Raw genomic sequence first — 24,100 nt, 5'->3', positions numbered from 1 at the left:
AAATGTAGAATTACTATTTTTGAAGACTATTTTTTTTGATATTAACACAATACGAATTGGCAATTATTTAATCAACCAAAAAACAACTGTCACTATTGAAAGTATATTTTTTAGGAACAGGTACATCACAAGGCATTCCAATTATCGGAAGCGATCATCCTGTTTGCAAAAGTGCTGATGCCAAAGACAAACGCTTGCGGGTTTCGGCATGGCTGTCTTGGGATAATCATTCGTTTGTTTTTGATTGTGGCCCCGATTTTAGACAACAAATGCTGGTTTCTAATTGCCAACAAGTTGACGGAATTTTATTTACTCACGAACATGCAGATCACACGGCAGGAATTGATGATATTCGCCCATTTAACTTTCGGCAAGGTCCAATGCCGATTTATGCTCATCAACGTGTAATTGAGAATTTGAAACGACGTTTCGATTATGTGTTTGAAACAGTCAATAGATATCCTGGCGCACCATCTGTATGTACCTTTGAAGTACAAAACAATATCCCGTTTTCAGTTGGAAATAAAACAGCTATTCCTATTAACGTAATGCATGGTGACCTGCAGGTCTTTGGTTATCGTATAGATGATTTTGCGTATTTAACGGATGTAAAGACGATTGAAGAATCGGAAATCCAAAAGCTAAAAGGGCTTAAAGTTTTGGTCGTAAATGCTTTACGAGAAGAGCCACATGCTACCCATTTCAATTTGCAGGAAGCTTTAGATTTTATAACTTTGGTACAACCTGAAAAAGCCTATTTAACACACATAAGCCACCATTTAGGTTTTCATGAAGAAGTACAAAAAAGTCTTCCTGAAAATGTTTTTATCGCTTATGATAATTTAGAAATCACTATTTAATTTTCCTATGAAACGTTCTTTACTCCTTTATTTGACTATACTTTTTGCATTGACTACTTTGTTTACCTATGTTTTTTTGAATAGCGAATTACAATTTGAACAAAAGCGTTCTGAGCGAAAAATCACTAAATTACGTGATAGCTTGGCTCTAGTTACCAATCAATTGGCAGATGCTAATTATTTTTCTTTGGCTAAAAACGAAAATGCGCAAAACTATTTTGAGAATCAGAATTCGCAAATGATAATTCAATACGAAAAGTTAATTCCTGTGGTGACGGAAAAATTACTGGATTACAATTCCAATCTAAAAGGGAATCCATATACCGGCCAAGATCAAATTGGGGCGAATAAATTCATTATCAACAAAGTAAAAATATTGAATCACCGCTGGATCATCGCTGATTTTAGTGATGGCGAAATTTGGGGCGAAGTACTCTTAAAATATTTCGTAAATGAGGATGAAACCATCACTTTTGAAGTCAATCAATCGCTTTTATATCAAAAATAAAATGAATTAAGAATGGGCTTGAAGCCAATTCTTAAAGTCGAAAAATACTTGAGGAGAAATCCCATGACCTATAGGATATTCTTTATAGGTGTGAGCAATATTTGTTTGAGTTAAAAAATTATCCGACTTTCTAGCCCATTCAATTGGAATTACTTGGTCTACGGTTCCGTGAGATACAAAAACTCCTAGAGTGGAAAAGTCATTATTTTCAAACCCTTGTTTTAAAATGGGTTCGCTAACATAGCCACTCAATCCGATCACATTTTTGATTTTTTTTGGATCTGAAAGCGCTACTCCATAACTTAAAATGGCCCCTTGGCTAAAACCAATTAGCGTAATACTGTTTTTATCAATTGGATAATTAGCAACTAGTTCATCTATAAATGTACCAATCAAATCTCTGGAAACTTTAGCTTGTTCATTGTCAGAAAATTTATTTTCGTCGGCATCAAAATTGATGGCATACCAAGCATAACTTCCGTATTGTAAATCATAAGGAGCACGCGCTGAAACGATGTAATTGTCTTCAGGAAGTTCAGAGGCAAAAGAAAACAAATCGGCTTCATTGCTTCCGTATCCGTGTAATAAAAGCAAAAGGGGATTGGACTCCTTTTTTATTTTAGGCTCTTTGATTAGGTATTCTAATGATAAATTCATGATGTTACGAAATATTGGATAACCATTTCTGGAAATAAGTTCCTAAAAGCGGTATAGGTTTGGTTTCGCCTTTAATAGCGGTAAAAATACCATAACTCCATAAAATGGAAATGAAAATCCACATGGGAAATGAAATCAATAAACTGTCAAAATTGCTAATGATTAAACCCAAAGAGATAAATGTCAGTGTTAATCCTAATCCTTGACGGATATGAAAAGTAGCAAACGGATTCTTATTTTCGGCATTCATGGACATGGCGATAAAAACGCCAATTCCTAAAATATAACTGGTAATGGCGGTTGATTTCCCTGCTTCAATCGTTTCTTTATTCATGATTTATTGGTTTAGAATCAATTGGTTTTGATTCATAATTCCGTATACTTTTCCTTTCATTTCAGTGCCAATAAAAGCGGAGTTTTTCGATTTTGACAAAATGGATTCAGAAGTAAAAGTGCTTTTCCCCTCCGGATTGAATAAACTTAAATTAGCTTTAGCGCCCTCAGAGATTGTTGGATTTTCTATTCCAAATAAAGCTCTAGCTGCGGTAAGTTTATTAATTACTGTTTCGAGAGGCAATACTGTCAGTAAAGCTCCAAAAGCACTTTCCAAACCAATTGTTCCACTTTTTGCCGTGTCAAAATCCATTTTTTTATGTTCGATATCAATTGGATTGTGATCTGAAGTAATCAAATCAATAGTGCCGTTTTTAACACCTTCAATCAAAGCGAGTCGATCAGCTTCTGTTCGTAATGGAGGGTTTACTTTGAAGCGAGTATCAAAATCTTCTAGTTTTACATCAGTTAAAATAATGTTGTGAACTGAAACACTGCAACTTACATTCAGTCCTTTAGTTTTAGCTTCTTGGATTAAAGCTACTGATTTCGCGGTGGAAATAGTTGGCATATGTAGTTTTCCTCCGGTATATTCAAGGAGAAATAAGTTCCTAGCCACTTGTAATTCTTCTGCTAAATTAGGTATTCCTTTTAAGCCTAATCGTGTTGAAACAACACCTTCATTTGCGACACCATTCCCTTTGATTTTTTCGTCTTGGGAGAAAGCGATTACTAAGCCATCAAAATCTTGTGCGTATTGCAAGGCTATTTTTAACAAATTGGCATTATCCAAACTTCTATTGTAATCTCCAAAAGCTATAGCTCCAGCATTTTTCATATCGAACAATTCAGCCATATCTTTTCCTTCACTCCCTTTGGTTAATGCTCCAATAGGAAAGAGCTCAGTTGCTGCACTTTGTGCTTTACTTTTTACAAAATGAACTTGCGATTGATTGTCAATTATTGGGTAAGAGTTGGGTTGTAGTGCAATTCCGGTAAACCCGCTTTTAGCAGCAACCTGTAAACCGTTTTTAATAGTTTCTCGATCTTCAAATCCCGGTTCGCCAAGTGAAACACTGCTGTCAAACCATCCTGGTGAAACATGTAGATTGTCCAATTGAATTTCTTGACAATTATCTGGATTAGGGAGGGTGGCCCCAATTTTAGTGATACAACCATCTGCAATGAATATGTCTACAGTCTTGTTGTGAAATGGACTATTAGGATCGATAATAGTTGCGCTTCTGATGATTGTTTTCATGTTGTGTTTGATTTTTTATTGTGTAAAATCTGCTTATTATTATATTCTAAACCAGTATTTTAAAATATTTTATCGAAAGTAATTATTTATATCAAATTTGATTTTTATCTGATTGAAAAATCAAATATTTTTTTTTCAATATTACGTTGCGAATCAATTAATAATTATTTTATAATTCTTAATTACAGTGCAAATATAAGAAACCATTTCCATATTCGACCAAGGTTGGTTTTGCTTTACACTTCATTAAAAAATGTTGTGATTGAATTGATCAGATATATATTCGAAACTAGTTTTTATAGTTTTACATGCTACATAGATGTCTCTCTTTAATTTAATTTTAGCAATTTGGATTTAAATACATCCATTTACAATGTAGTGCATATCATTATTGTTTATTTTAGCCCTTCAATTGTATTCAAAATGAAAAATAGTATTCTACTTCTGTTCTTGGGTTTAATTTCTTTGTCACAAGCCCAAACCAAAAATCTACCTTTATTCATTGGTACTTATACTAATAGTTGTGATAGTAAAGGTATCTATGTGTACGATTTTGATACCAATACGGGTGATTTTGTGTTCAAAAATGCGACTGAAAAAGTAATTAACCCTAGCTATCTAGCACTTTCTAAAAACCAAAAAGTGCTGTATTCAGTCAATGAAAACGGAACTGAAAGTACGATAAGCTCTTTTGGATTGGATGGAACTACAGGTCAATTAACGAGTTTGAATCAGCAAAAGGCGCAGGGTGCAGATCCTTGCTATATTATCAATGATGTTCTGAATGTGATTGTGGCTAATTATTCTGGTGGTAATATTGCTGTTTTTAGAAAAAATACAGATGGTAGTTTGACCGAGGTCAAACAACTAATGCAACACAAGGGCAAAGGAATTCATCCACGCCAAGAAAGTGCTCATGTTCATATGGTGTATTTTTCACCAGATAAGAAATATGTATTGAGTACTGATTTAGGTACCGATTCTGTAGATATTTATAAATACCATCCAGATGCTGCTAATGATGTTTTGCAATGGGAAAGTTCGATTCCAGTTCAATCGGGGAGTGGACCGCGTCATTTAACTTTTAGCAAAGACGGGAAAAAGCTGTATGTGTTGCAAGAATTAAATGGCGCTATTTCAGTATTTGATTTTGCTAATGATAAATTGAATAAAATTCAAGAAACTACCATTTTAGCGAAAGATTTTAAAGGTAATTTTACCGGAGCTGATATTCATATTTCGCCTGATGGAAAGTTTCTGTATGCTTCGAATCGAGGTGAAGCAAATACAATTTCTATTTTCAAAATACTTAAAAATGGTCAGTTACAGTCGCTTTCAGTTGTTTCTTCTTTAGGGAAGGGACCTCGAAATTTTGTCATTGATCCAACCGGTAAGTTTCTTTTAGTTGCACATCAATATTCTAATGACATTGTTGTTTTTAAAAGGGATTTATCTTCAGGAGCAATTTCCGATACGGGTAAACGAATTGAATTGTGTTCTCCGGTATGTTTAGTTTTCGGGAATCAGAAGTAATTGTAATTACTTTTTCTTCTTTTTCTGAGCTCTAGTTTTAAGCATGTTTCGGTTGACAGATCCGTGTGTTTTTTTCTTTGTTTTTGATGGACCACCCAAGTTGACTTTGGTATTCTTTTTGGCTTTTTCGTGGTAAGCCCCATCACCCTCTAATTTCACTTTTTTCATCAAAAACTTCACCGGTTGGCGGTCTTTTTCTGGACCAATCAACTTGATGGAAATTTCAACTTCTTCTGGAAATGGAGTGATTTCGAGTTCTTTGTTCATTAAAACTTCTACCTCCACAAAAGATTCTTCTTCGCGAGGGGTTACAAAGCTAATGGAAGTTCCTTCAGCATCAGCACGACCGGTTCGTCCAATTCGGTGCATGTACAATTCAGGAAGCTCTGGCATTTCAAAGTTGATGACGTGTGTAATATTGGAAATATCCAAACCTCTCGCCATAATATCGGTCGTAATTAAACCACGCAAATTACCTTCTTGAAACTCTGCCATCGTGCTTAAACGGTAGTTTTGTGATTTATTGGAGTGAATTACTCCAAACTGTCCTTCAAATTCTTCATCAATGCTTTCAAACAGCATATCCGATATTTTTTTATTGTTCACAAAAACCAAAACTCGACTCATACTTTCGTCTGAAGTCAATAAATGTTTCAATAAATTAACTTTGGTATTGAAATTCGGAACCTGATATGTAATTTGTTTTATTTTTTCTAATGGTGTTCCCGAAGCTGATAGTGTGACTTCCTCTGGATAGTCAAAAAAGTCGTTCAAAACAGCATCTACCTCTTCGGTCATGGTTGCTGAAAACAATATGTTTTGACGTTTGGTTTTCATCATCGCTAGCAGAGCCGTTAATTGGGTTCTAAATCCTAAATTCAACATTTCGTCAAATTCGTCGATGACTAATTTTTGAGTTTCGTCAAAACGAACTACTGCATCTAAGGCCAAATCCATTGTTCTACCGGGTGTTCCAACTAATATATCCACACCTTCGTAAACTGCTTTTTTCTGCGTATTGATGTTCACCCCTCCATAAATTCCGAGCGTGCTAACCGACATGTATTTGGTCAGTTTCTCCACTTCTTCAACTACTTGAACCACTAATTCTCGGGTAGGTACCAAAATCACAATTTTAGGTGTGTTGGTATTGGTAAACTTGTATAGTTTTAATAACGGCAATAAATAAGCAAAGGTTTTACCTGTTCCAGTTTGTGCAATTCCCATCATATCTCGTCCTGACATAATCACAGAGAAAGATTTTTCCTGGATTGGAGTAGGCGTAGTAAAGCCCAATTCGTCAATGGCTTTTTGTACGGATTTAGGAAGATTGAATTGCTCAAAAGTGCTCATAAAATGCTATTTTGTGCAAAGGTACATTAAAAAGAGGGATTTTAAGTGTATTATATTGGAGGAGTCCAATTAGAAACCTTCAAAGACTCCCAATCCAAACAAGGCAAAGTCATATTTTACAGGGTCATTTGGGTCTAAAATTCGCAGTTGTGTATCTAATTCAGTTAAAGCTTTTGCATCGTTTTGCTTGCGATGTAGTAAACCTAATTTTCGTGCTACATTACCTGAATGAACATCGAGTGGGCAAGAGAGTGCTGCGGGTGAAATACTTTTCCAAATACCTAAATCAACCCCTTTGGTGTCTTGGCGTACCATCCAACGCAAATACATATTGATGCGTTTGGCCGCCGAATTATTCAGTGGATCTGAAATGTGTTTTTGAGTACGAGTTGCATGAGGAACATCAAAAAAGAGTTTTTTGAATTCATGTATGCTCTTTTGCATAGAAAAGGCTTCTTGGTTTTGAGCAAAAACGGCTTCGAGTCCGTTGTGTTTTTGATAAATGTGTTGTAATCCTTTGATGAAAACTTTAAAATCTTGACCGTTAAAAGTTCGGTGAACAAAGGATTCGAGATCTTTCAAATCTTTTTGTTGATGTGAAAGAACAAAGTCATAGGGTGAATTTCCCATCAATTCCATCATATGATGTGCATTTTTGATGATCATCTTGCGGTTGCCCCAAGCGATGGTTGCGGCCAAAAAACCGGCAATTTCTATATCTTCTTTTTGGGAAAATAAATGCGGAATTTGAACAGGATCGCTATCTATAAAATCTTGGGTGTTATATTGTATAACCTTTTCGTCCAAAAAAGATTTTAGTTCGGCAGCTTTCATGGTAGCAGCTAAGATTAAGGATTACTAATTTGTCCGTCTATCATAATCAATTTTCGATCCGCCATATTAGCTAATTCTTCGTTGTGAGTGACAATGACAAAGGTTTGTCCGAACTCATCACGCAATTGAAAAAACAATTGGTGTAAATTTTCTGCCGAAAGCGTATCTAGGTTTCCGGATGGTTCGTCAGCAAAAATCACATCGGGTTTGTTGATTAATGCCCTCGCAACGGCTACACGTTGTTGTTCTCCGCCCGAAAGCGCATTGGGTTTGTGATCAATACGATTCGAAAGACCTAAATATTCTAATAATCGTTTGGCTTCTTTCTCGGTTTCTTGTTTGTTTTTATTGGCAATAAAAGCGGGAATACAAACATTTTCTAAAGCTGTAAATTCAGGTAATAATTGGTGAAATTGAAAAATAAAACCCAGATTCAAATTTCTGAATTTGGATAAATTTTTATCATTCATTCTCAAAACATCTTCTCCATTAATGTGAAGCGATGTCCCTTCTTGAATGGAAGGTTTGTCTAGCGTGCCTAATAATTGCAACAAAGTTGTTTTTCCTGCTCCAGAAGCCCCTACAATAGAAACGATTTCTCCTTTTTGAATATGCAAATCCACGCCTTTTAGTACTTCTAATTGGTCGTAAAATTTATGTAGGTTTTTCGCTTGTATCATTAGGAACTAGTTTTTACAAAGAAACAAAGTTTTTTGGTTATCCAAATGTAATTTTGGGTAAAGAATTCGTAGCGTAATTATTCTTTGAATAAAAATCCCAATCCTAATTTTCGCAAGAGTTTTTTTTCAAACTTCCAGAAAAAGGCAAATTGGCCAAATAGAAATCCGATGCTAACTAACAGCACTTGGTACAATGGAAAAATCAGAATGAGTCGAATAGGAGTAAACAAAAATCCAAAATCCTCTTTAGTTATTCCTAACCAAAGACAAACTGGTTTCGAAACCATCGCTGAGGCCGAACCTGTTATTGCAAAAACGATAAAAATAATAGTCAGCTGTAAATTGGATTGAACTCCCCATCGCTGTTTTAATTTCTCCATTTGGATTGTCTTAAGCGTTACAAAGTTATCATTTTTGTACAAAGTAAAGCATAAAAAAAAGGATGCCTTTTAGAGACATCCTTCTTATTTTTATTTGAAAAAGATTAACCTAAAATACTAATGATTTGTTGTGCTAATTCTGTTCCAATTCTATCTTGTGCTTCTCCTGTTGCTGCTCCAATGTGAGGTGTCAAAGAGATTTTTGGATGCATAAGGATTTTGATTTCTGGTTTTGGTTCGCTTTCAAAAACGTCCAATCCAGCGAAACCAACTTTTCCGCTGTCTAAAGCTTCTATTAAAGCAATTTCGTCAATTACTCCACCACGAGCACAGTTTACGATACCTACACCGTCTTTCATAATTGCCAATTCAGCTTTTGAAATGATATATCCGTTTTGAGCTGGAACGTGTAATGAAATGAAATCAGCTTCTTTGAACAATGATTCTAACGATTGTGATACAATAGTTGTAGTGATTGATTGTCCGTCAAAGAATTCTACTTTCACATCTACTTTTTCAATAAAACTATCCGCTGCAATCACTTTCATTCCAAGACCAAGCGCCATTTTCGCAGTAGCTTGACCAATACGACCAATTCCTACAATTCCTAAAGTTTTACCTCTTAATTCAGTTCCGTTAGCGTAGGCTTTTTTCAATCCTTCAAAGTTAGCATCGCCTTCTAAAGGCATGTTTCTGTTAGAATCGTGTAAGAAACGAACTCCGTTAAATAAGTGACCAAAAACCAACTCAGCAACTGATTCTGATGAAGAAGCTGGTGTGTTGATTACGTTGATTCCTTTACTTTTAGCATAGTCAACATCAATATTGTCCATACCAACCCCACCACGACCGATGATTTTGATACCAGGACAAGCATCGATAATATCTTTACGAACTTTAGTTGCGCTTCTTACCAAAATAACGCTTACGTTATTTTCGTTAATAAAGTTAGCCACTTGTTCTTGCGCTACTTTTGTAGTAATCACTTCATATCCGCCTTTTTCTAAAGCTTGAATTCCGCTTTTAGAAATTCCGTCATTTGCTAATACTTTCATTGTGTTTATTTCATTGCGAGGAATAAAGTGCCTTCATCCTCAAATTGATAAATGGTTTATTTATTAAACTGCTTTTTCTAAAGCTTGCATTACGTCAACTAAAACTTGTACGCTTTCAATTGGCATTGCATTGTACATAGACGCTCTGTAGCCTCCCACTGAACGGTGTCCTGGCAATCCAGAAATACCCGCTTCTTTCCACATAGTATCAAAAATCGGAGCGTGTTCTGGGTTATTCAATAAGAAAGTTGCATTCATATTCGAACGATCTTCTACGGCAGCAGCACCTTTGAATAATGGGTTTCTATCTATTTCGTTGTAAAGTAATTCTGCTTTAGCATTGTTGATTTTTTCGATAGCTGCAATTCCGCCTAATTTTTTCAACCATTGTAAGGTTAATAAAGAGGCGTACACTGGGAAAACAGGAGGTGTATTATACATACTTTCTGCTTTAATGTGTTTAGCGTAATCTAACATACTTGGAATTTCTCTTCCGTTTTTACCTAAAATTTCTTCTTTGATCACTACTAAAGTAGTTCCTGCAGGTCCCATATTTTTTTGAGCCCCAGCATAGATAATGTCAAATTTAGTAAAGTCCAATTGACGTGAGAAAATATCCGAACTCATATCGCAAACTACAGGTACATTAGTAGTTGGCAATTCTTTCATTTGAGTTCCAAAAATAGTATTGTTACTTGTACAGTGGAAATAATCGGCATCAGCAGGAATCGAATATCCTTTTGGTACGTTATTGTAATTTTGTTCTTTAGATGAAGCTACAACAACAGTTTCTCCAAAATATTTAGCTTCTTTAATTGCGGCTGATGCCCAAGTTCCAGAATCTAAATAAGCGGCTTTACCGTTTTCTTTCATCAAGTTATAAGGAACCATTAAAAACTCCAAACTAGCACCACCAGCAAGAAAAAGGGCTTGGTAACCTTTGCCTTCTAATCCTAATAATTCTAGTGCCAACGCTCTTGCTTCATCCATTACCGCAACAAAATCTTTGCTTCTGTGCGATATTTCTAAAATAGATAAACCGGAATTGTTGAAATCCAAAATAGCTTGAGCTGATTTTTCAAAAACTTCTTGTGGTAAAATACAAGGTCCTGCGCTGTAGTTGTGTTTTTTCATGGTAGTTGTTTGTTCCAAATTTAAAGAATGCAAATTTCGACAATCGATTCTTAAAATCAATTAAAAAAAACGAAATATTTGAACAATTTATTAGTTTATTGTTAACGAAAACGAAATAGTATCCACATGGTCTGCATAATCCCATAATTGAGGGCGTTGTGTTTGTCCAAATGTGATGCTATTTTGTACTAAATTATTGCTTACAATACATTGAATAGTTTCAGCTTCAGTTTTTAGTCTTTTTTCTATTTCGGCAAGGGAATCATAGTATTCGTAAAACACGCTAGAAATAGGAGAGGCATGACTGGAGTCTTCTTTTAAAGTTAAAAAGCCATTGTCCAATAATTTGTAGTTACTCATTAAAAAAACAGCCTTGTTGTAATCGTAATTATTGGCATATTTTTCATAATGAATCACGTCTTGGTATTCAAAAATGGCTTCGAAAAAAGCATCAAACGAATAGCCTTTGGGTACAAAAAGTTTGGAAACATTGCGGCAACCCAATCCAAAATATCTAAAAATATCTTCGCCCAAAGCGATGAGTTGTTCTTTGGTTTCTTGACCGTTTAGTACGGCAACTGAATTTCTGTTTTTTCTAATAATAGAAGGCTTGTCTTTGAAATAATATTCAAAATAACGGGCTGTATTGTTGCTTCCAGTAGCAATAACGGCATCAAAATTCTCTAATTTACCTTCCACAAAAGTTATTTTTTGGGCTAATTGGGGTTCAAGAGTTATGAGGTATTTGGCTAAAAAAGGCAATAAGTGCTGGTCGTTAGATGATGTTTTAACCAATACATTATGTCCTGAAATTAAAACAGAAATAAAATCGTGAAATCCAACTAAGGGAATATTTCCTGCTAAAATTAAAGCAATTGTTTTGGATTCAGCTATAGTAAAATCATAAGACGAAGTCCATTGATCTAGGTTTTCTTTTGTTAAGGCTTTTGCCCAAGATTGGATAGAGAAGTAGACTTGTTCCGGAGTATACCACCCATTGTGTGATTGGGATAATTGAATTAATTGTTCAAATTCTTCAAAAAACAAATCATTATTGGGTACGCTCAAATCCTGGTTAGAATTATTTTCTGCGAACTGATTTAAAAAGCGTCCTAATGTAACAAAAACATTTTTTTTTGTTTCTAAGTCCATAATGTTTGTTTATGAATGGTTTTGATTGTAATTTTGCACAAAAATAAGGATAATTAAGCCGAAAGTCAATAAGACAATACAAGACTTTAGACTTTCCAACTTTAAGACTAAAATTATGGCAATTATAATTACAGACGAATGTATCAATTGTGGGGCTTGTGAGCCAGAATGTCCAAATACTGCAATTTACGAAGGAGCTGATGACTGGAGATACAAAGATGGAACTAAACTATCGGGTAAAGTAATTTTGCCGGATGGTACTGAGGTAGATTCCGATGCAGCTCAAACTCCGATTTCTGATGATGTATATTACATCGTTCCCGGAAAATGTACGGAATGTAAAGGATTTCATGATGAGCCACAATGTGCAGCTGTTTGTCCAGTAGATTGTTGTATTCCAGATGATAATCATGTAGAGTCAGAAGAAACCTTGTTGAACAGACAAGCATTCTTACATAACGAATAGTTTTTTTAAAAAACTTTTATCAAAAAAAAATCCTGAGCACATGCTCAGGATTTTTTTGTTTCTATGAAGTTAAATTAGAATGTAAATCCTAATCTAGCATAGTAATAAGCTCCGCTGAATCCCATTTGAACAGCATCCCAATATCCACCAGCTTCTACCCAGTCATCTTGTTGATCAGGATAGATGTTGAATAAGTTATTAGCACCTATACTTAATTTAGAAGCTTTATTTAATTTGAATCCTAAAGTTAAATCAGTTACAATTTTTGCACTATACGTATCTGTTGCTGCTTTTATTTGATCGGCAAAACTACCGTAATCAGCTACGTCTTCATACATTTGGTAGTCTAATAATTCTACTTTGCTAAAACGGGTAAACGCTAAACCAGCATTGAACCATTTTTTATCATAGTTAAGATTTAATCCAAATTTATTGGCTGGAGCCGAAGCTAATAAAAACGCTTTTTCTCTTTCTCCAAAGAAAGTTTCTTTGTCTAAAGTGCCATTTTTCACATCACCAATTTTCATGTGGTTGATGTTTCCAACTAAGGTAGCAGCAAAATTACTGTCTCCAAATTTCTTTTTCCAAGCCAATACTACATCTACACCAGCAGTTTTAGTATCTACTCCATTTGTAAAGAATTGTGCAGCAGAAACACCAAGGTTCAATGCAGAAGCATCAAAGTATCCAGTCAAAACGATACGGTCTTTTACGTTAATAAAATATCCGTCAACTGTTGCAGTGAAAGCACCAAAACTAGCTGTTACTCCCAAAGATCCGTTTACTGCTTTCTCTTCGTTTAATTTATTAATTCCAAAAGCCTGAGTTACTGGACTGTCATTTGAAGATAAAATAACCTCAGTAGCCCCACCTGAACTAAAATTAGTAAAACGTAAGTTATAGTATACTTGAGCCAATGAAGGCGCTCTAAATCCTGTGCTTAACGATCCTCTGAAATTGACATTATCAGTTGCTTTCAAACGCGCAGCTAATTTTCCATTAAGTGTACTTCCAAAATCGCTGTAGTTTTCAAAACGAACTGCAGTACTCACTAACAAATTGTCAGTTACATCAAATTCGGCATCCGTATATAAAGATACGTTGTTACGGTTTTTCTTCACTTCGTTAGCAGGGCTATATCCTGGAAATCCTTGAGAACCACCTGGACGTAATTCGCCAGAAATAGGGTCTGTTGGTGCGGTTTGAGTTGCTGGATTGGTAATTGGTCTTCCAGCTGTATCATAAGTAGCATAAGAACCTTCTTCTCCAGCAAAGATGCTGAATTGCTCTGTTCTAAATTCTGCTCCAAAGGCCAAGTTCATTCCGTTTAAAACTGAATCGTAGTTTTTAGAAAAATCTAAGTTGGTAGTGTTTTGACTTAAACTATGTCCACCTGCATTAAATTCTGTTGGAGAATTTCCTACTAACGAGGCATTGATAGTTCCTTTAATATAATAATGGAAAAGGTTTTTTCCGAAGGTATTACTCAAATCCATTTTCCATCCAGAGGCATATTTAGTTCTGATACCGGTTGCGATAGAATTATCTACAATCTCTGAAGTAATTCTTGGCGTATATCCACCAGGATAGATGGATTCAACTACTCTTTCTCCACCATTTCTTGTAAAAGCATACGCATCAGTATCTCTAAAGTTTCTTCCCCCGAATGCATAGAATTCCGTTTTGTCAGAAATTGGTAAAACTAAATTTCCAAAAAGATTCAATCCTTGAATAGCCGCTTCACCAAAACCTTTTCTGAAATCAAATCCTGGACGCAATGTCTTTTCTTTGTTTAAGTATTCAGCAGTGAAGTTAGCAATCCCTCCTTTTTTACCTACGGCAACACCATAGTTAGCAGCAACTTTTAAGGATTGTCCATCAAAATTTCTTTTTTGACCTAGTGTGTTTCCAAAACCAGTTTCGTCTAAGAAATTGTTTTTGGTATTGGCAGTTCCTGGGTCAAACTCACCTTGAGCATTTGTGTTGTAAGCTCCGTAGGTTACCGCTCCGGTTACTTGGTTAATATTGTCGTTTAAAACAATATTAATTACCCCAGCAATAGCATCTGAACCGTATTGTGCAGCAGCACCGTCTCTTAAGATTTCAATTCTTTTGATTGCAGATGCAGGAATAGCATTTAAATCAGTCCCAGTATTTCCACGACCTTTTGTTCCAAATAAATTGATCAAAGACGATTGGTGTCTTCTTTTACCATTAATTAAAACTAAAGTTTGGTCAGGTCCCATACCTCTTAAAGAAGCAGGATCTACGTGATCGGCTCCATCAGAACCCGATTGTTTGTTGGCATTAAATGAAGGAGCAACGTATTGTAATAATTCGTTGATTTCTAATTTTCCACTTTGAGTGGTCACGTCTTTAACGTTGATTACGTCAATAGGTACAGCAGAATTTACTACTGTTCGTTTTGTATTTCTTGAACCTACAATTTGAACTTCTTTTAATTCTTGTGCTTCAGAAGTTGTTTTTTCCTGAGCAAAAAGACAAGTCAAATTAAATAACAATAAAAGTAAGCTGTACTTTTTCATAAATAAATTTGGTTTGGTTTTTATTTGGTTTAAATCGGGTGCAATGTACTAATTATTTAAGAATTAATTAACGTTTATCGGATATAGGTGCGAATTTTACAAAGAATGCAAGAATTCAACGTTTTTGTTTAACGAACCTTTTTTTAATTCTATATTTGCACACTTTATTAAAGGAATTGCAAATTTTGGTGGTGATTGACCACTTTTCGAAAATAAAATTATCATGAAAGCAGGAATTGTAGGATTACCAAATGTAGGGAAATCAACGTTGTTTAATTGTTTGTCTAACGCCAAAGCGCAAAGTGCGAATTTTCCATTTTGTACTATTGAACCCAATATTGGTGTGGTCAATGTACCCGATTCAAGAATGGCAAAGCTAGAAGAACTAGTTAAACCAGAACGTGTGCAAATGGCAACGGTAGATATTGTTGATATTGCCGGATTGGTAAAAGGAGCCAGCAAAGGTGAAGGTTTAGGAAATCAATTCTTAGGAAATATTAGAGAATGTAACGCGATCATTCATGTATTGCGTTGTTTTGACAATGATAATATTGTACACGTTGATGGGAATGTAAACCCAATTCGTGACAAAGAAACGATCGATATCGAATTGCAGTTGAAAGATTTAGAAACCGTTGAAAAACGTTTGGAAAAAGTAAATCGTGCGGCTAAAACAGGAAATAAAGAAGCGCAAGCTGAGCAATCGTTGTTAAATAGAATTCGCGAAGCCTTATTACAAGCAAAATCGGCAAGAACCGTTGTTCCTGCTAGTCAAGATGAGGAAGTATTGATGGAAAGTTTCCAATTGATTACCAACAAACCGGTTTTGTATGTATGTAATGTAGATGAAAATTCAGCGGTAAACGGAAATAAATACGTGGATCAAGTTCGTGAATTAGTAAAAGACGAGGATGCGGAAGTAATTATCCTTTCTGTAGGAGCTGAAGCTGATATTAACGAATTAGAAAGCTACGAAGAGCGTCAAGTTTTCTTAGAAGATATGGGATTGACAGAGCCAGGAGCTTCGGTTTTAATTCGCGCAGCCTACAAATTATTGAAACAACAAACCTATTTTACGGCAGGTGTGAAAGAAGTACGTGCTTGGACCATTAACATTGGAGCTACGGCGCCACAAGCTGCCGGAGTGATTCATACCGATTTTGAAAAAGGATTTATTCGTGCTGAGGTTATTTCATACGAAGATTTCATTCACTATGGTTCGGAAGCAAAATGTAAAGAAGCAGGTAAATTCAAAGTAGAAGGAAAAGAATACGTTGTAAAAGACGGCGATGTAATGCACTTTAGATTTAATGTGTAATTCATTCAAAATAGGATTAGAAACAAAAAAAAACCGCTAAAGTAATTTAGCGGTTTTTTTATCCCCAATTCGTAAATCGCACCTCGTCAATCGCACTTTTTTTGTCAATATCATTCTTAATAACTTTGACTTGGGGCTCTTTTACATTTTGTCAAATTAGCTTACATTAGCACCAAATCGATACTTTTTAAAATGTCCGAACAAAATCAATACAACGAAGATAATATTCGTTCGCTCGACTGGAAGGAACACATCCGTATGCGTCCCGGAATGTACATTGGAAAACTGGGCGACGGTTCTTCGCCAGACGATGGTATTTACATCTTGCTCAAGGAAGTACTTGACAATTGCATCGATGAGTTTGTCATGGGTGCTGGGAAAACAATAGAGGTTACTATCAAAGACAAAATGGTTACCGTTCGCGATTACGGTCGTGGAATTCCATTGGGTAAAGTAGTTGATGTGGTTTCCAAAATGAATACTGGAGGGAAATACGATTCCAAAGCTTTCAAGAAATCGGTAGGGTTGAATGGGGTAGGTACCAAAGCGGTGAATGCCTTATCCAATTATTTTCGTGTGGAATCTGTTCGTGATAACCAACAAAAGGCAGCAGAGTTCTCGGCAGGAAATTTGGTTTTGGAAGAAGAAGTACAAGAATCCACCAAACGTAAAGGAACGAAAGTAGCTTTTATTGCGGATGAGCAGATTTTTAAAAACTACAAATACCGTAACGAGTATGTGGTAAAAATGTTGAAGAACTATTGTTACCTCAACACAGGTTTAACCATTTACTACAACGGCGAAAAATACTATTCGGATAACGGATTGAAGGATTTGTTAGAAGAAACCATTACCGAAGAAGATTCGGTTTATCCTATCATTCATTTGATTGGAGAGGATATTGAAATTGCCTTAACGCACAGTAAATCACAATATTCGGAAGAATACCACTCGTTTGTTAACGGACAAAATACCACTCAAGGAGGAACGCATTTGAATGCCTTTAGAGAAGCAGTGGTAAAAACCATAAGAGATTATTATAACAAAGGTTTTGAGGCTTCTGATATCCGAAAATCAATTGTTTCGGCAGTATCGATCAAAGTTGAAGAGCCTGTTTTTGAAAGTCAGACTAAAACTAAATTAGGTTCGACTGATATTGGTCCAAATGGGCCAACCGTGAGAACTTTCGTTCACGATTTTATTACGACCAAACTAGACAACTTCTTGCATAAAAATCCGGAAGTTGCCGATTTGTTATTGCGTAAGATATTGCAAGCTGAAAGAGAGCGTAAAGAATTATCAGGCATTCGAAAATTAGCCAAAGACCGTGCTAAAAAATCGAGTTTACACAATAAGAAATTGCGTGACTGTCGTGTGCATTTGCCCGATATTAAAAACCCACGTTATTTAGAAAGCACCTTGTTTATTACTGAGGGAGACTCGGCTTCAGGTTCGATAACGAAATCACGTGATGTGAATACACAAGCGGTTTTTAGTTTGCGTGGTAAGCCTTTGAATTCGTATGGAATGACCAAGAAAATTGTGTACGAAAACGAAGAATTTAATTTATTGCAAGCCGCTTTGGATATCGAAGAATCCATGGAAGATTTGCGTTACAACAATATTGTCATCGCTACCGATGCTGATGTCGATGGAATGCACATTCGTTTGTTGTTGATTACGTTTTTCTTGCAATTTTTCCCAGAATTAATCAAAGACGGCCATTTGTATATTTTGCAAACGCCTCTGTTCCGTGTGCGTAACAAGAAAGAAACCATTTATTGTTATAGCGACGAAGAGCGTGTGAACGCCATTGAAAAATTAAAACCAAAACCAGAAATTACCCGATTCAAAGGATTGGGAGAAATTTCGCCAGACGAGTTCAAGCACTTTATTGGTGCCGATATTCGCTTGGATCCTGTTATGCTTGATAAAGCGACTTCAATTGAAACTCTATTGGAGTTTTATATGGGTAAAAATACACCGGATCGTCAAACGTTCATCATCAATAATTTGAAGGTGGAATTGGACGTAGTAGAAAAATAAAAGAATACTGAAAATAATTCAGCATAAATGAAAGACGAAGAAGAAGAAGATAACATCATTCCTAACGAAGACGAGAACAACGAATCTTTGGAGGTAACAGCCAACGAAAACGAAGAAGGTTTTGACGACATCGTTGCTTTTGGTGGGAACCATTTTTATGAAAATAATGAAAACCCCGAAGACACGATTACCAAAGTAACCGGAATGTACAAAGACTGGTTTTTGGACTATGCTTCGTATGTGATTTTGGAACGTGCTGTTCCGGCTATTGAAGACGGATTTAAACCGGTGCAACGTCGTATCATGCATTCCATGAAAGAGTTGGATGATGGACGTTATAACAAAGTGGCTAATATTGTTGGACATACTATGCAGTACCACCCTCACGGTGATGCAAGTATTGGTGATGCCATGGTGCAAATTGGTCAAAAAGATTTGATCATCGATATGCAAGGAAACTGGGGTAACATTCTCACGGGAGATAGTGCTGCCGCTTCTCGTTATATCGAAGCCCGAATCAGTAAGTTAGGACACGATATTTTATATTCGCCTAAAATTACCCAATGGGGCATGTCTTACGATGGTCGTAGAGCTGAACCTATTAATCTTCCTGTAAAATTCCCGTTATTGCTTGCGCAAGGTGCAGAAGGAATCGCGGTAGGTCTTTCGACCAAAATTTTACCTCATAATTTCAATGAATTAATTGATTGCTCAATCAAAGTTTTGAAGGGCAAATCATTTACCTTATATCCCGATTTCCCTACGGCAGGTATAGCCGATGTGTCTAATTACAATGATGGTTTGCGTGGCGGACGTGTTCGTGTTCGTGCCAAAATTGCTCAATTAGACAAACAAACTTTGGTGATTACTCAAATTCCGTTTTCAACGAATACTTCGACTTTGATTGATAGTATTTTGAAAGCCAATGAAAAGGGGAAAATCAAAATCAAGAAAATTGAAGACAATACCGCAGCTGAGGTAGAAATCTTGATTCACCTTCCGCCAGGAGTTTCGCCAGATAAAATGATAGACGCATTGTATGCATTTACCGCTTGCGAATCTTCGGTAGCACCTTTGGGTTGTGTAATTGAAGATAACAAACCGTTGTTTATTGGTGTTTCCGAAATGTTAAAAATCTCTACGCATCGCACGGTAGATTTGTTGAAACGGGAATTGGAAATCCAATTGGACGAATTGGAAAATAAATGGCATTTTGCTACTTTGGAGAAAATCTTCATTCGCGAAGAAATGTACATTGATTTCAAATTGTACGGAGACAGAGAATCATTGTACAAATACATGTACGACCGATTTGAGCCGTTTAAAAAATCATTTGTACGGGAAACCAATGATGATGATTTGCAAAAATTAACGCAAATTCCAATGATCCGTATTACGCGTTTCGACTCGGATAAAGCGGATGATGCTATCGCGAAGTTGGAAGCCGAAATGGAAGAAGTAAAACACCATTTGGACAACATCATTGATTTTACCATTGACTTTTTCCAAAAACTAAAAGACAAATACGGTAAAGGACGTGAACGCCAAACCGAGTTGCGTAGTTTTGATACCATTGAGGCCACTAAAGTGGTGTTGCGTAATACCAAATTATATGTCAACCGAGAGGAAGGTTTCTTAGGAACTGGACTTAAAAAAGACGAATATGTTGCCGATTGTTCGGATATTGATGATGTGATTGTTTTTCTTCGCGATGGAAAAATGATGATCACTAAAGTGGACGAAAAGAAATTCATTGGCAAAGACATTATTCATATTGCGGTCTTTGACAAAAACGACAAACGTACCATTTACAATATGATCTATCGCGATGGTAAGAATGGATCTACCTTTATTAAGCGTTTCAATGTTTCGGGAGTAACTCGTGATAAATTCTATGATTTAACACAAGAAAATGCAGGTTCGATGGTCTTGTATTTTTCAGCCAATCCAAATGGAGAAGCTGAAGTTGTGACTATTTTATTGCGTCAGGTGGGTAGTGTTAAGAAGTTGAAATGGGATGTTGATTTTTCTGACATTGCAATTAAAGGTCGTGCTTCCAGAGGAAATACCGTTTCGAAATACCCAATCAAAAAAATTGAATTAAAGGAGAAAGGAATTTCGACTTTGCGTCCAAGAAAAGTATGGTTTGACGATACGGTACAGCGATTGAATGTAGATGGTCGTGGCGAATTATTAGGGGAATTCAAACCGAACGATCGTTTATTAGTGATCAATCAAACAGGAAAGCTGAAAACGATTATTCCAGAGTTGACCACACATTTTGACGAAGATATGATCGTCTTGGAAAAATGGAATCCAAAGAAACCCATTTCGACGATTTATTATGATGGAGAAAAAGAACGCTATTTTGTTAAACGTTTCTTAGTAGAGAATGAAAATAAAGAAGAACTCTTTATTACGGAACACGAGAAGTCGCAGTTGGAAATTGTTTCGACTGATTGGCGACCGGTAGCCGAAATTGTTTTTACTAAAGTGAAAGGGGTTCAAAAAGAGAATCAAACTATTGATTTGGAACAATTCATTGCTATCAAAGGGATTAAAGCAATTGGAAATCAATTGACAACAGATAAGTTAAAACAAGTCAATTTATTAGAATCGTTACCTTTTGAAGAGCCAGAAGAAGAGGTGGAAGAAGTTATTGCTTCAGATGAAATAGAATTGGAGGAAATTCCTACCGATACTAATGATGATGGTCAAATAACGCTAAGTTTAGAATAAAAAAAAGCTCCTGAAAAGGAGCTTTTTTTATGGTTATAAAGAAATTATTTTTTCTTGATTTTCATGTTGATCATCTCTACTACTAAAGAGAAGGTAATGGCAAAATACAAATAACCTTTTGGTAGCGGTGTTACGTGACTTCCAAAAATTAAAGCATTGGATAAATGGGCACTTTCAGTTAATAGCATCATCCCAATTAGGATCAAGAAAGCTAGTCCTAAAATTTGAATCGATGGATGTTTATTCACAAAATTACCTACCGGAACTGCAAATTGCATCATGATAAAAACTGAAATAATTACGGCGGTAATCATGATATAAATGGCTCCTTCAACACCATTAGTCATACCCACTGCAGTTAAGATACTGTCAAAAGAGAAAACCAAATCAATCATTATGATTTGTAAAATGACATTCTGAAATGATTTAGTGGCTGCTTCTTTCATTTCTTTTTCTTCATGTCCTTTCTCATCTACTTTTTCACGGATTTCATTCGTGCTTTTGTAAATTAAGAACAAACCACCTAGCAATAAAATGATACTTTGACCTGTAATTCCAGCAGAGAACCAACTCAAATCAATATGGAACCAAGGTTCTTTCATTTGGATTAACAAATTGATTCCAAACAAAAGCGCGATACGCATGAACATGGCAAGGAACATTCCTAACTTGGTTGCTTTTTTGCGTTTTTCAGCGGGTAATTTACCGGTGGCAATTGAAATAAAAATGATATTGTCAATTCCTAAAACAATTTCTAAAAACGTTAAGGTTACTAGCGCAATCCAAGCGTCTGGATTTAAAAATACTTCCATTTTATTGAGTTAAGTGTTGTGTTTATTTGGTGTTGATTTCTCCAATCTTGGTTACAGTTCCGCGCTGTTTGCTGTCTACACCAACCATTCCGAATTCAAAGGTATAGGAATTTTTTGAAGTGGTCAAAATCTTCATGCTAATTGCACTTTTTTCTTGGTTGGTTTTCGGATGTTTCTTTTGGATTACATATTCGCAATCACTAATCCAACGAACTGTTGCCGTATCTGTTTTTCCTTCAAAAGTTTCGATTTCAATACTGTCATTGCGTTCAAAAAAAGTTACTTTTTTGACACCATTAATTTCATGTTCAAATTTGAATTTTCCAGTTTTGAAGTCTTTGCAATTGTGTTCGGTAGAATAGCAAGAAGCAAGTAATAACAAGCAAAGTAGTGCGATGGTATTTTTCATTTAATCTATTTTAATATCGTATTTGTCCAAAAGTCCCACGATACCTTGAGCTGAAAATTTTGCTTTTTTCATCGGATTGTATTCGGGATCAATTTTGTAGTTGTATGCAGTCCTAAAGTCGGCACCAGCCAATTGTGTATCGTTAAAAATAGCATTGTCTAAATTGCAATTGTCAAAAACCGTATTATTTAATTGGGTACCAATGAAACCTGTTTCTTTCATGGAACAAGAAGCGAAATTAGTTTTTGGCATTTTTTTATTGGCAAAAGAAGCATAATCCAAAGTACAGTCTTGAAAACTCACTTGGAATAAAAAATCGGTACACGCATTAAAATGGATCCCTAATAATTTGCAATTTTTAAAATGAACAGTTTTTAAACTTGTTCCAACAAAACTAACCATAGACAAATTACAGTCAATGAATTCGCAATCCATAAAGGTATTGTTACTCAAATCAGAATTTGAAAAGTCACAGTTTTTGAAAATACAATCTTCAAATTCACGGTGATTGATTCGGCCATTAATAGTAACTACTTTTTCAAAAGTTTTTTGGATGTTGATTAAGTTTTCCATTAGTCGTTGAATAAACTTTTCATTATCGTTTTCAATCCAACAAACAGGCAATATACCCCAAAAACACTTAATCCGATTCCAATAGCCAATACCAAATAATGCCAATTGTTTTTTTGATTCATAAATGCATTATGAATCACAGCTGGCCCCATGAATAATAAAGGCAAAGCTCCGGATAGGTATTTAAAGGCTTTCGCCAAAAGGTCTTTGTTGGTTGCCATAATTTATTTTTTTTGAGCGTTGAAAAAGTCTACTGCTTTTCGCACACTGCCCATTTGGCTTAATAACTGACTTCCTTCTTCGTACGAAACAGGAATTTCGCTCATGATCATTTTCACACCACGATCAACTAATTTAGCATTGCTCAATTGCATGTCCACCATTTTATTGCCTTTGACTTTTCCTAGCTGAATCATGGTCGCGGTAGAAATCATATTCAATACTAATTTCTGAGCTGTTCCCGCTTTCATTCGGGAACTTCCAGTAACAAACTCAGGACCAACAATCACTTCGATTGGAAATTGGGCTGTTTGCGAAAGCGGACTTCCTGCATTGCAAGAAATACTTCCAGTAATTATATTATTTTCATTACAAGCTTGCAAACCTCCAATAACGTAAGGTGTTGTCCCCGAAGCAGCAATTCCGATAACCACATCATTAGCGTTTATATTCTGTTCTTGTAAATCAATCCAAGCTTGAGTTGCATTGTCTTCGGCATTTTCAACCGCACGTCGAATCGCTGTATCACCTCCAGCAATGATTCCGTTGACCAAGTCAAAAGGAACACCAAAAGTAGGCGGGCATTCTGACGCATCTACAATTCCCAATCGTCCAGAAGTTCCGGCGCCTATATAGAATAAACGACCTCCTAATTTCATTTTGGCTACAATTTGAGCAACTACTATTTCAATTTGTGGCAACGCTTTTTCAACAGCCAATGGAACCGTTTTGTCTTCGTTATTGATGTTAGTCAATAATTCGGCTACTGACATTTTTTCTAAATGCTCGTATTTTGAGGATTGTTCGGTGGTTTTGGTAAAAGTCATAAATAAATTAGAGATTTATTTTAAAACATGAAATGCTAAGACATTTTGAACATCGTATACATTTACTGACTTATTAAATTGTTTTACTATACTTGGATTGACTTCGCTTGAAACCCAAATTTTGAGTTCGGCTTCTAAGTCGAATGTTCCAGCTGTTTCGATGCTGAATCTAGAAATACTTTTGTAGATTATGGATTTGTACTCAATTTTACTTCCTGTTAACCCTTGTTTTTCAACCAAGATTAATCGTTTTGAAGTAAATATAAAGGTATCTCGAATTAATTTGAAACCCAATTCGATTGATTCTCCCTCAATAAGAAGTTTGCCGTATTCTTTGATTAAACTTTCTTGATCTACGGCTCCAGCGTTTCCTAGTAATGCAGAAAATAGTCCCATGTTGTTTTG

General features: G+C 35.7%; 24 protein-coding genes. 7 read left to right on the top strand and 17 right to left on the bottom strand.

Going from position 1 to position 24,100, the window contains the following annotated elements; genetic code table 11:
• Positions 1 to 95 precede the first annotated feature (95 nt).
• Both LPC21_RS09775 and LPC21_RS09770 read left to right on the top strand, forming a co-directional pair.
• Positions 96 to 860: an MBL fold metallo-hydrolase gene (locus tag LPC21_RS09775; protein ID WP_229317024.1), complete on the top strand. Its 765-nt coding sequence runs from the start codon at positions 96 to 98 to the stop codon at positions 858 to 860.
• Positions 861 to 867: 7 nt separating this feature from the next.
• Positions 868 to 1,368, top strand: a complete 501-nt coding sequence (locus LPC21_RS09770; RefSeq protein ID WP_229317023.1) for a hypothetical protein — start codon at positions 868 to 870, stop codon at positions 1,366 to 1,368.
• Between the two features lie 6 nt (positions 1,369 to 1,374).
• On the opposite strand, the gene LPC21_RS09765 is transcribed toward LPC21_RS09770, so the two are convergent.
• The 3 genes from LPC21_RS09765 to LPC21_RS09755 are packed head-to-tail and all read right to left on the bottom strand — an operon-like array spanning position 1,375 to position 3,619.
• Positions 1,375 to 2,025: an alpha/beta hydrolase gene (locus LPC21_RS09765; protein ID WP_229317021.1), complete on the bottom strand. Its 651-nt coding sequence runs from the start codon at positions 2,023 to 2,025 to the stop codon at positions 1,375 to 1,377.
• A 4-nt stretch (positions 2,026 to 2,029) separates the two neighbouring features.
• Positions 2,030 to 2,359, bottom strand: a complete 330-nt coding sequence (locus tag LPC21_RS09760) for a hypothetical protein (RefSeq protein ID WP_229317019.1) — start codon at positions 2,357 to 2,359, stop codon at positions 2,030 to 2,032.
• A gap of 3 nt (positions 2,360 to 2,362) precedes the next feature.
• Entirely contained in the window at positions 2,363 to 3,619 is a 1,257-nt protein-coding gene (locus tag LPC21_RS09755) for a dihydroorotase (protein ID WP_229317017.1), read from the bottom strand.
• Between the two features lie 423 nt (positions 3,620 to 4,042).
• Between LPC21_RS09755 and LPC21_RS09750 the strand changes: the two genes are divergently transcribed.
• Complete coding sequence (locus LPC21_RS09750; protein WP_229317015.1) at positions 4,043 to 5,152, top strand: lactonase family protein; 1,110 nt, start codon at positions 4,043 to 4,045, stop codon at positions 5,150 to 5,152.
• A gap of 6 nt (positions 5,153 to 5,158) precedes the next feature.
• Here LPC21_RS09750 and LPC21_RS09745 read toward each other — a convergent pair whose 3' ends face one another.
• The 7 genes from LPC21_RS09745 to LPC21_RS09715 all read right to left on the bottom strand — a co-directional run bounded on the left by LPC21_RS09745 (position 5,159) and on the right by LPC21_RS09715 (position 11,740).
• A complete protein-coding gene (locus LPC21_RS09745; RefSeq protein WP_229317014.1) occupies positions 5,159 to 6,505 on the bottom strand; it encodes a DEAD/DEAH box helicase in 1,347 nt (448 codons plus the stop codon).
• A 69-nt stretch (positions 6,506 to 6,574) separates the two neighbouring features.
• Entirely contained in the window at positions 6,575 to 7,339 is a 765-nt protein-coding gene (locus LPC21_RS09740) for a TIGR02757 family protein (RefSeq protein ID WP_229317012.1), read from the bottom strand.
• Positions 7,340 to 7,353: 14 nt separating this feature from the next.
• Positions 7,354 to 8,019, bottom strand: coding sequence for an ABC transporter ATP-binding protein (locus LPC21_RS09735; protein WP_229317010.1), 666 nt, complete (start codon positions 8,017 to 8,019; stop codon positions 7,354 to 7,356).
• 77 nt (positions 8,020 to 8,096) lie between these two features.
• A complete protein-coding gene (locus LPC21_RS09730) occupies positions 8,097 to 8,399 on the bottom strand; it encodes a DUF6787 family protein (protein ID WP_229317008.1) in 303 nt (100 codons plus the stop codon).
• 104 nt (positions 8,400 to 8,503) lie between these two features.
• Positions 8,504 to 9,454, bottom strand: a complete 951-nt coding sequence (locus LPC21_RS09725) for a D-2-hydroxyacid dehydrogenase (protein WP_229317007.1) — start codon at positions 9,452 to 9,454, stop codon at positions 8,504 to 8,506.
• Positions 9,455 to 9,517: 63 nt separating this feature from the next.
• Entirely contained in the window at positions 9,518 to 10,588 is a 1,071-nt protein-coding gene (gene serC / locus LPC21_RS09720) for a 3-phosphoserine/phosphohydroxythreonine transaminase (RefSeq protein ID WP_229317006.1), read from the bottom strand.
• Positions 10,589 to 10,678: 90 nt separating this feature from the next.
• Positions 10,679 to 11,740 (bottom strand): acyl-CoA reductase, encoded by a 1,062-nt coding sequence (locus LPC21_RS09715; protein ID WP_229317005.1) that lies wholly within the window; start codon positions 11,738 to 11,740, stop codon positions 10,679 to 10,681.
• Between the two features lie 115 nt (positions 11,741 to 11,855).
• On the opposite strand from LPC21_RS09715, the gene LPC21_RS09710 reads away from it, so the two are divergent.
• On the top strand, positions 11,856 to 12,206 hold the full coding sequence (locus LPC21_RS09710) for a 4Fe-4S dicluster domain-containing protein (protein WP_229317004.1): 351 nt from the start codon (positions 11,856 to 11,858) through the stop codon (positions 12,204 to 12,206).
• A gap of 74 nt (positions 12,207 to 12,280) precedes the next feature.
• Here LPC21_RS09710 and LPC21_RS09705 read toward each other — a convergent pair whose 3' ends face one another.
• Positions 12,281 to 14,752 carry a TonB-dependent receptor plug domain-containing protein gene (locus LPC21_RS09705; protein ID WP_229317003.1) on the bottom strand — a complete coding sequence of 824 codons (2,472 nt, stop codon included), beginning with the start codon at positions 14,750 to 14,752 and terminating at the stop codon, positions 12,281 to 12,283.
• Between the two features lie 223 nt (positions 14,753 to 14,975).
• Between LPC21_RS09705 and ychF the strand changes: the two genes are divergently transcribed.
• From ychF to LPC21_RS09690, 3 genes are all read left to right on the top strand, one after another.
• Positions 14,976 to 16,070, top strand: coding sequence for a redox-regulated ATPase YchF (gene ychF / locus LPC21_RS09700; RefSeq protein WP_229317002.1), 1,095 nt, complete (start codon positions 14,976 to 14,978; stop codon positions 16,068 to 16,070).
• Between the two features lie 192 nt (positions 16,071 to 16,262).
• Positions 16,263 to 18,116 carry a DNA topoisomerase IV subunit B gene (locus LPC21_RS09695; RefSeq protein ID WP_229316995.1) on the top strand — a complete coding sequence of 618 codons (1,854 nt, stop codon included), beginning with the start codon at positions 16,263 to 16,265 and terminating at the stop codon, positions 18,114 to 18,116.
• A gap of 27 nt (positions 18,117 to 18,143) precedes the next feature.
• Entirely contained in the window at positions 18,144 to 20,855 is a 2,712-nt protein-coding gene (locus LPC21_RS09690; RefSeq protein ID WP_229316992.1) for a DNA gyrase/topoisomerase IV subunit A, read from the top strand.
• Between the two features lie 44 nt (positions 20,856 to 20,899).
• Here LPC21_RS09690 and LPC21_RS09685 read toward each other — a convergent pair whose 3' ends face one another.
• The 6 genes from LPC21_RS09685 to LPC21_RS09660 are packed head-to-tail and all read right to left on the bottom strand — an operon-like array spanning position 20,900 to position 24,091.
• Positions 20,900 to 21,667: a TerC family protein gene (locus LPC21_RS09685; protein WP_229316991.1), complete on the bottom strand. Its 768-nt coding sequence runs from the start codon at positions 21,665 to 21,667 to the stop codon at positions 20,900 to 20,902.
• A gap of 22 nt (positions 21,668 to 21,689) precedes the next feature.
• Positions 21,690 to 22,076, bottom strand: a complete 387-nt coding sequence (locus LPC21_RS09680; protein WP_229316990.1) for a DNA topoisomerase IV — start codon at positions 22,074 to 22,076, stop codon at positions 21,690 to 21,692.
• On the bottom strand, positions 22,077 to 22,649 hold the full coding sequence (locus LPC21_RS09675; protein ID WP_229316988.1) for a pentapeptide repeat-containing protein: 573 nt from the start codon (positions 22,647 to 22,649) through the stop codon (positions 22,077 to 22,079).
• The gene (locus LPC21_RS09670; protein ID WP_229316987.1) at positions 22,649 to 22,870 is read right to left on the bottom strand and encodes a DUF6095 family protein; all 222 of its coding nucleotides are present in this window, start codon (positions 22,868 to 22,870) and stop codon (positions 22,649 to 22,651) included. The genes LPC21_RS09675 and LPC21_RS09670 overlap by 1 nt, the downstream gene beginning before the upstream one ends.
• A 3-nt stretch (positions 22,871 to 22,873) precedes the next feature.
• The gene (murQ, locus tag LPC21_RS09665; protein ID WP_229316986.1) at positions 22,874 to 23,695 is read right to left on the bottom strand and encodes an N-acetylmuramic acid 6-phosphate etherase; all 822 of its coding nucleotides are present in this window, start codon (positions 23,693 to 23,695) and stop codon (positions 22,874 to 22,876) included.
• Between the two features lie 15 nt (positions 23,696 to 23,710).
• On the bottom strand, positions 23,711 to 24,091 hold the full coding sequence (locus LPC21_RS09660) for a PH domain-containing protein (RefSeq protein ID WP_229316985.1): 381 nt from the start codon (positions 24,089 to 24,091) through the stop codon (positions 23,711 to 23,713).
• Between the last annotated feature and the right edge of the window lie 9 nt (positions 24,092 to 24,100).

Origin of the sequence: Flavobacterium ammoniigenes (assembly GCF_020886055.1) — a bacterium.
Lineage (GTDB): Bacteria > Bacteroidota > Bacteroidia > Flavobacteriales > Flavobacteriaceae > Flavobacterium > Flavobacterium ammoniigenes.
Note: the sequence above shows the minus strand (reverse complement) of the source record. Positions and strands in the feature narration are given on the sequence as shown.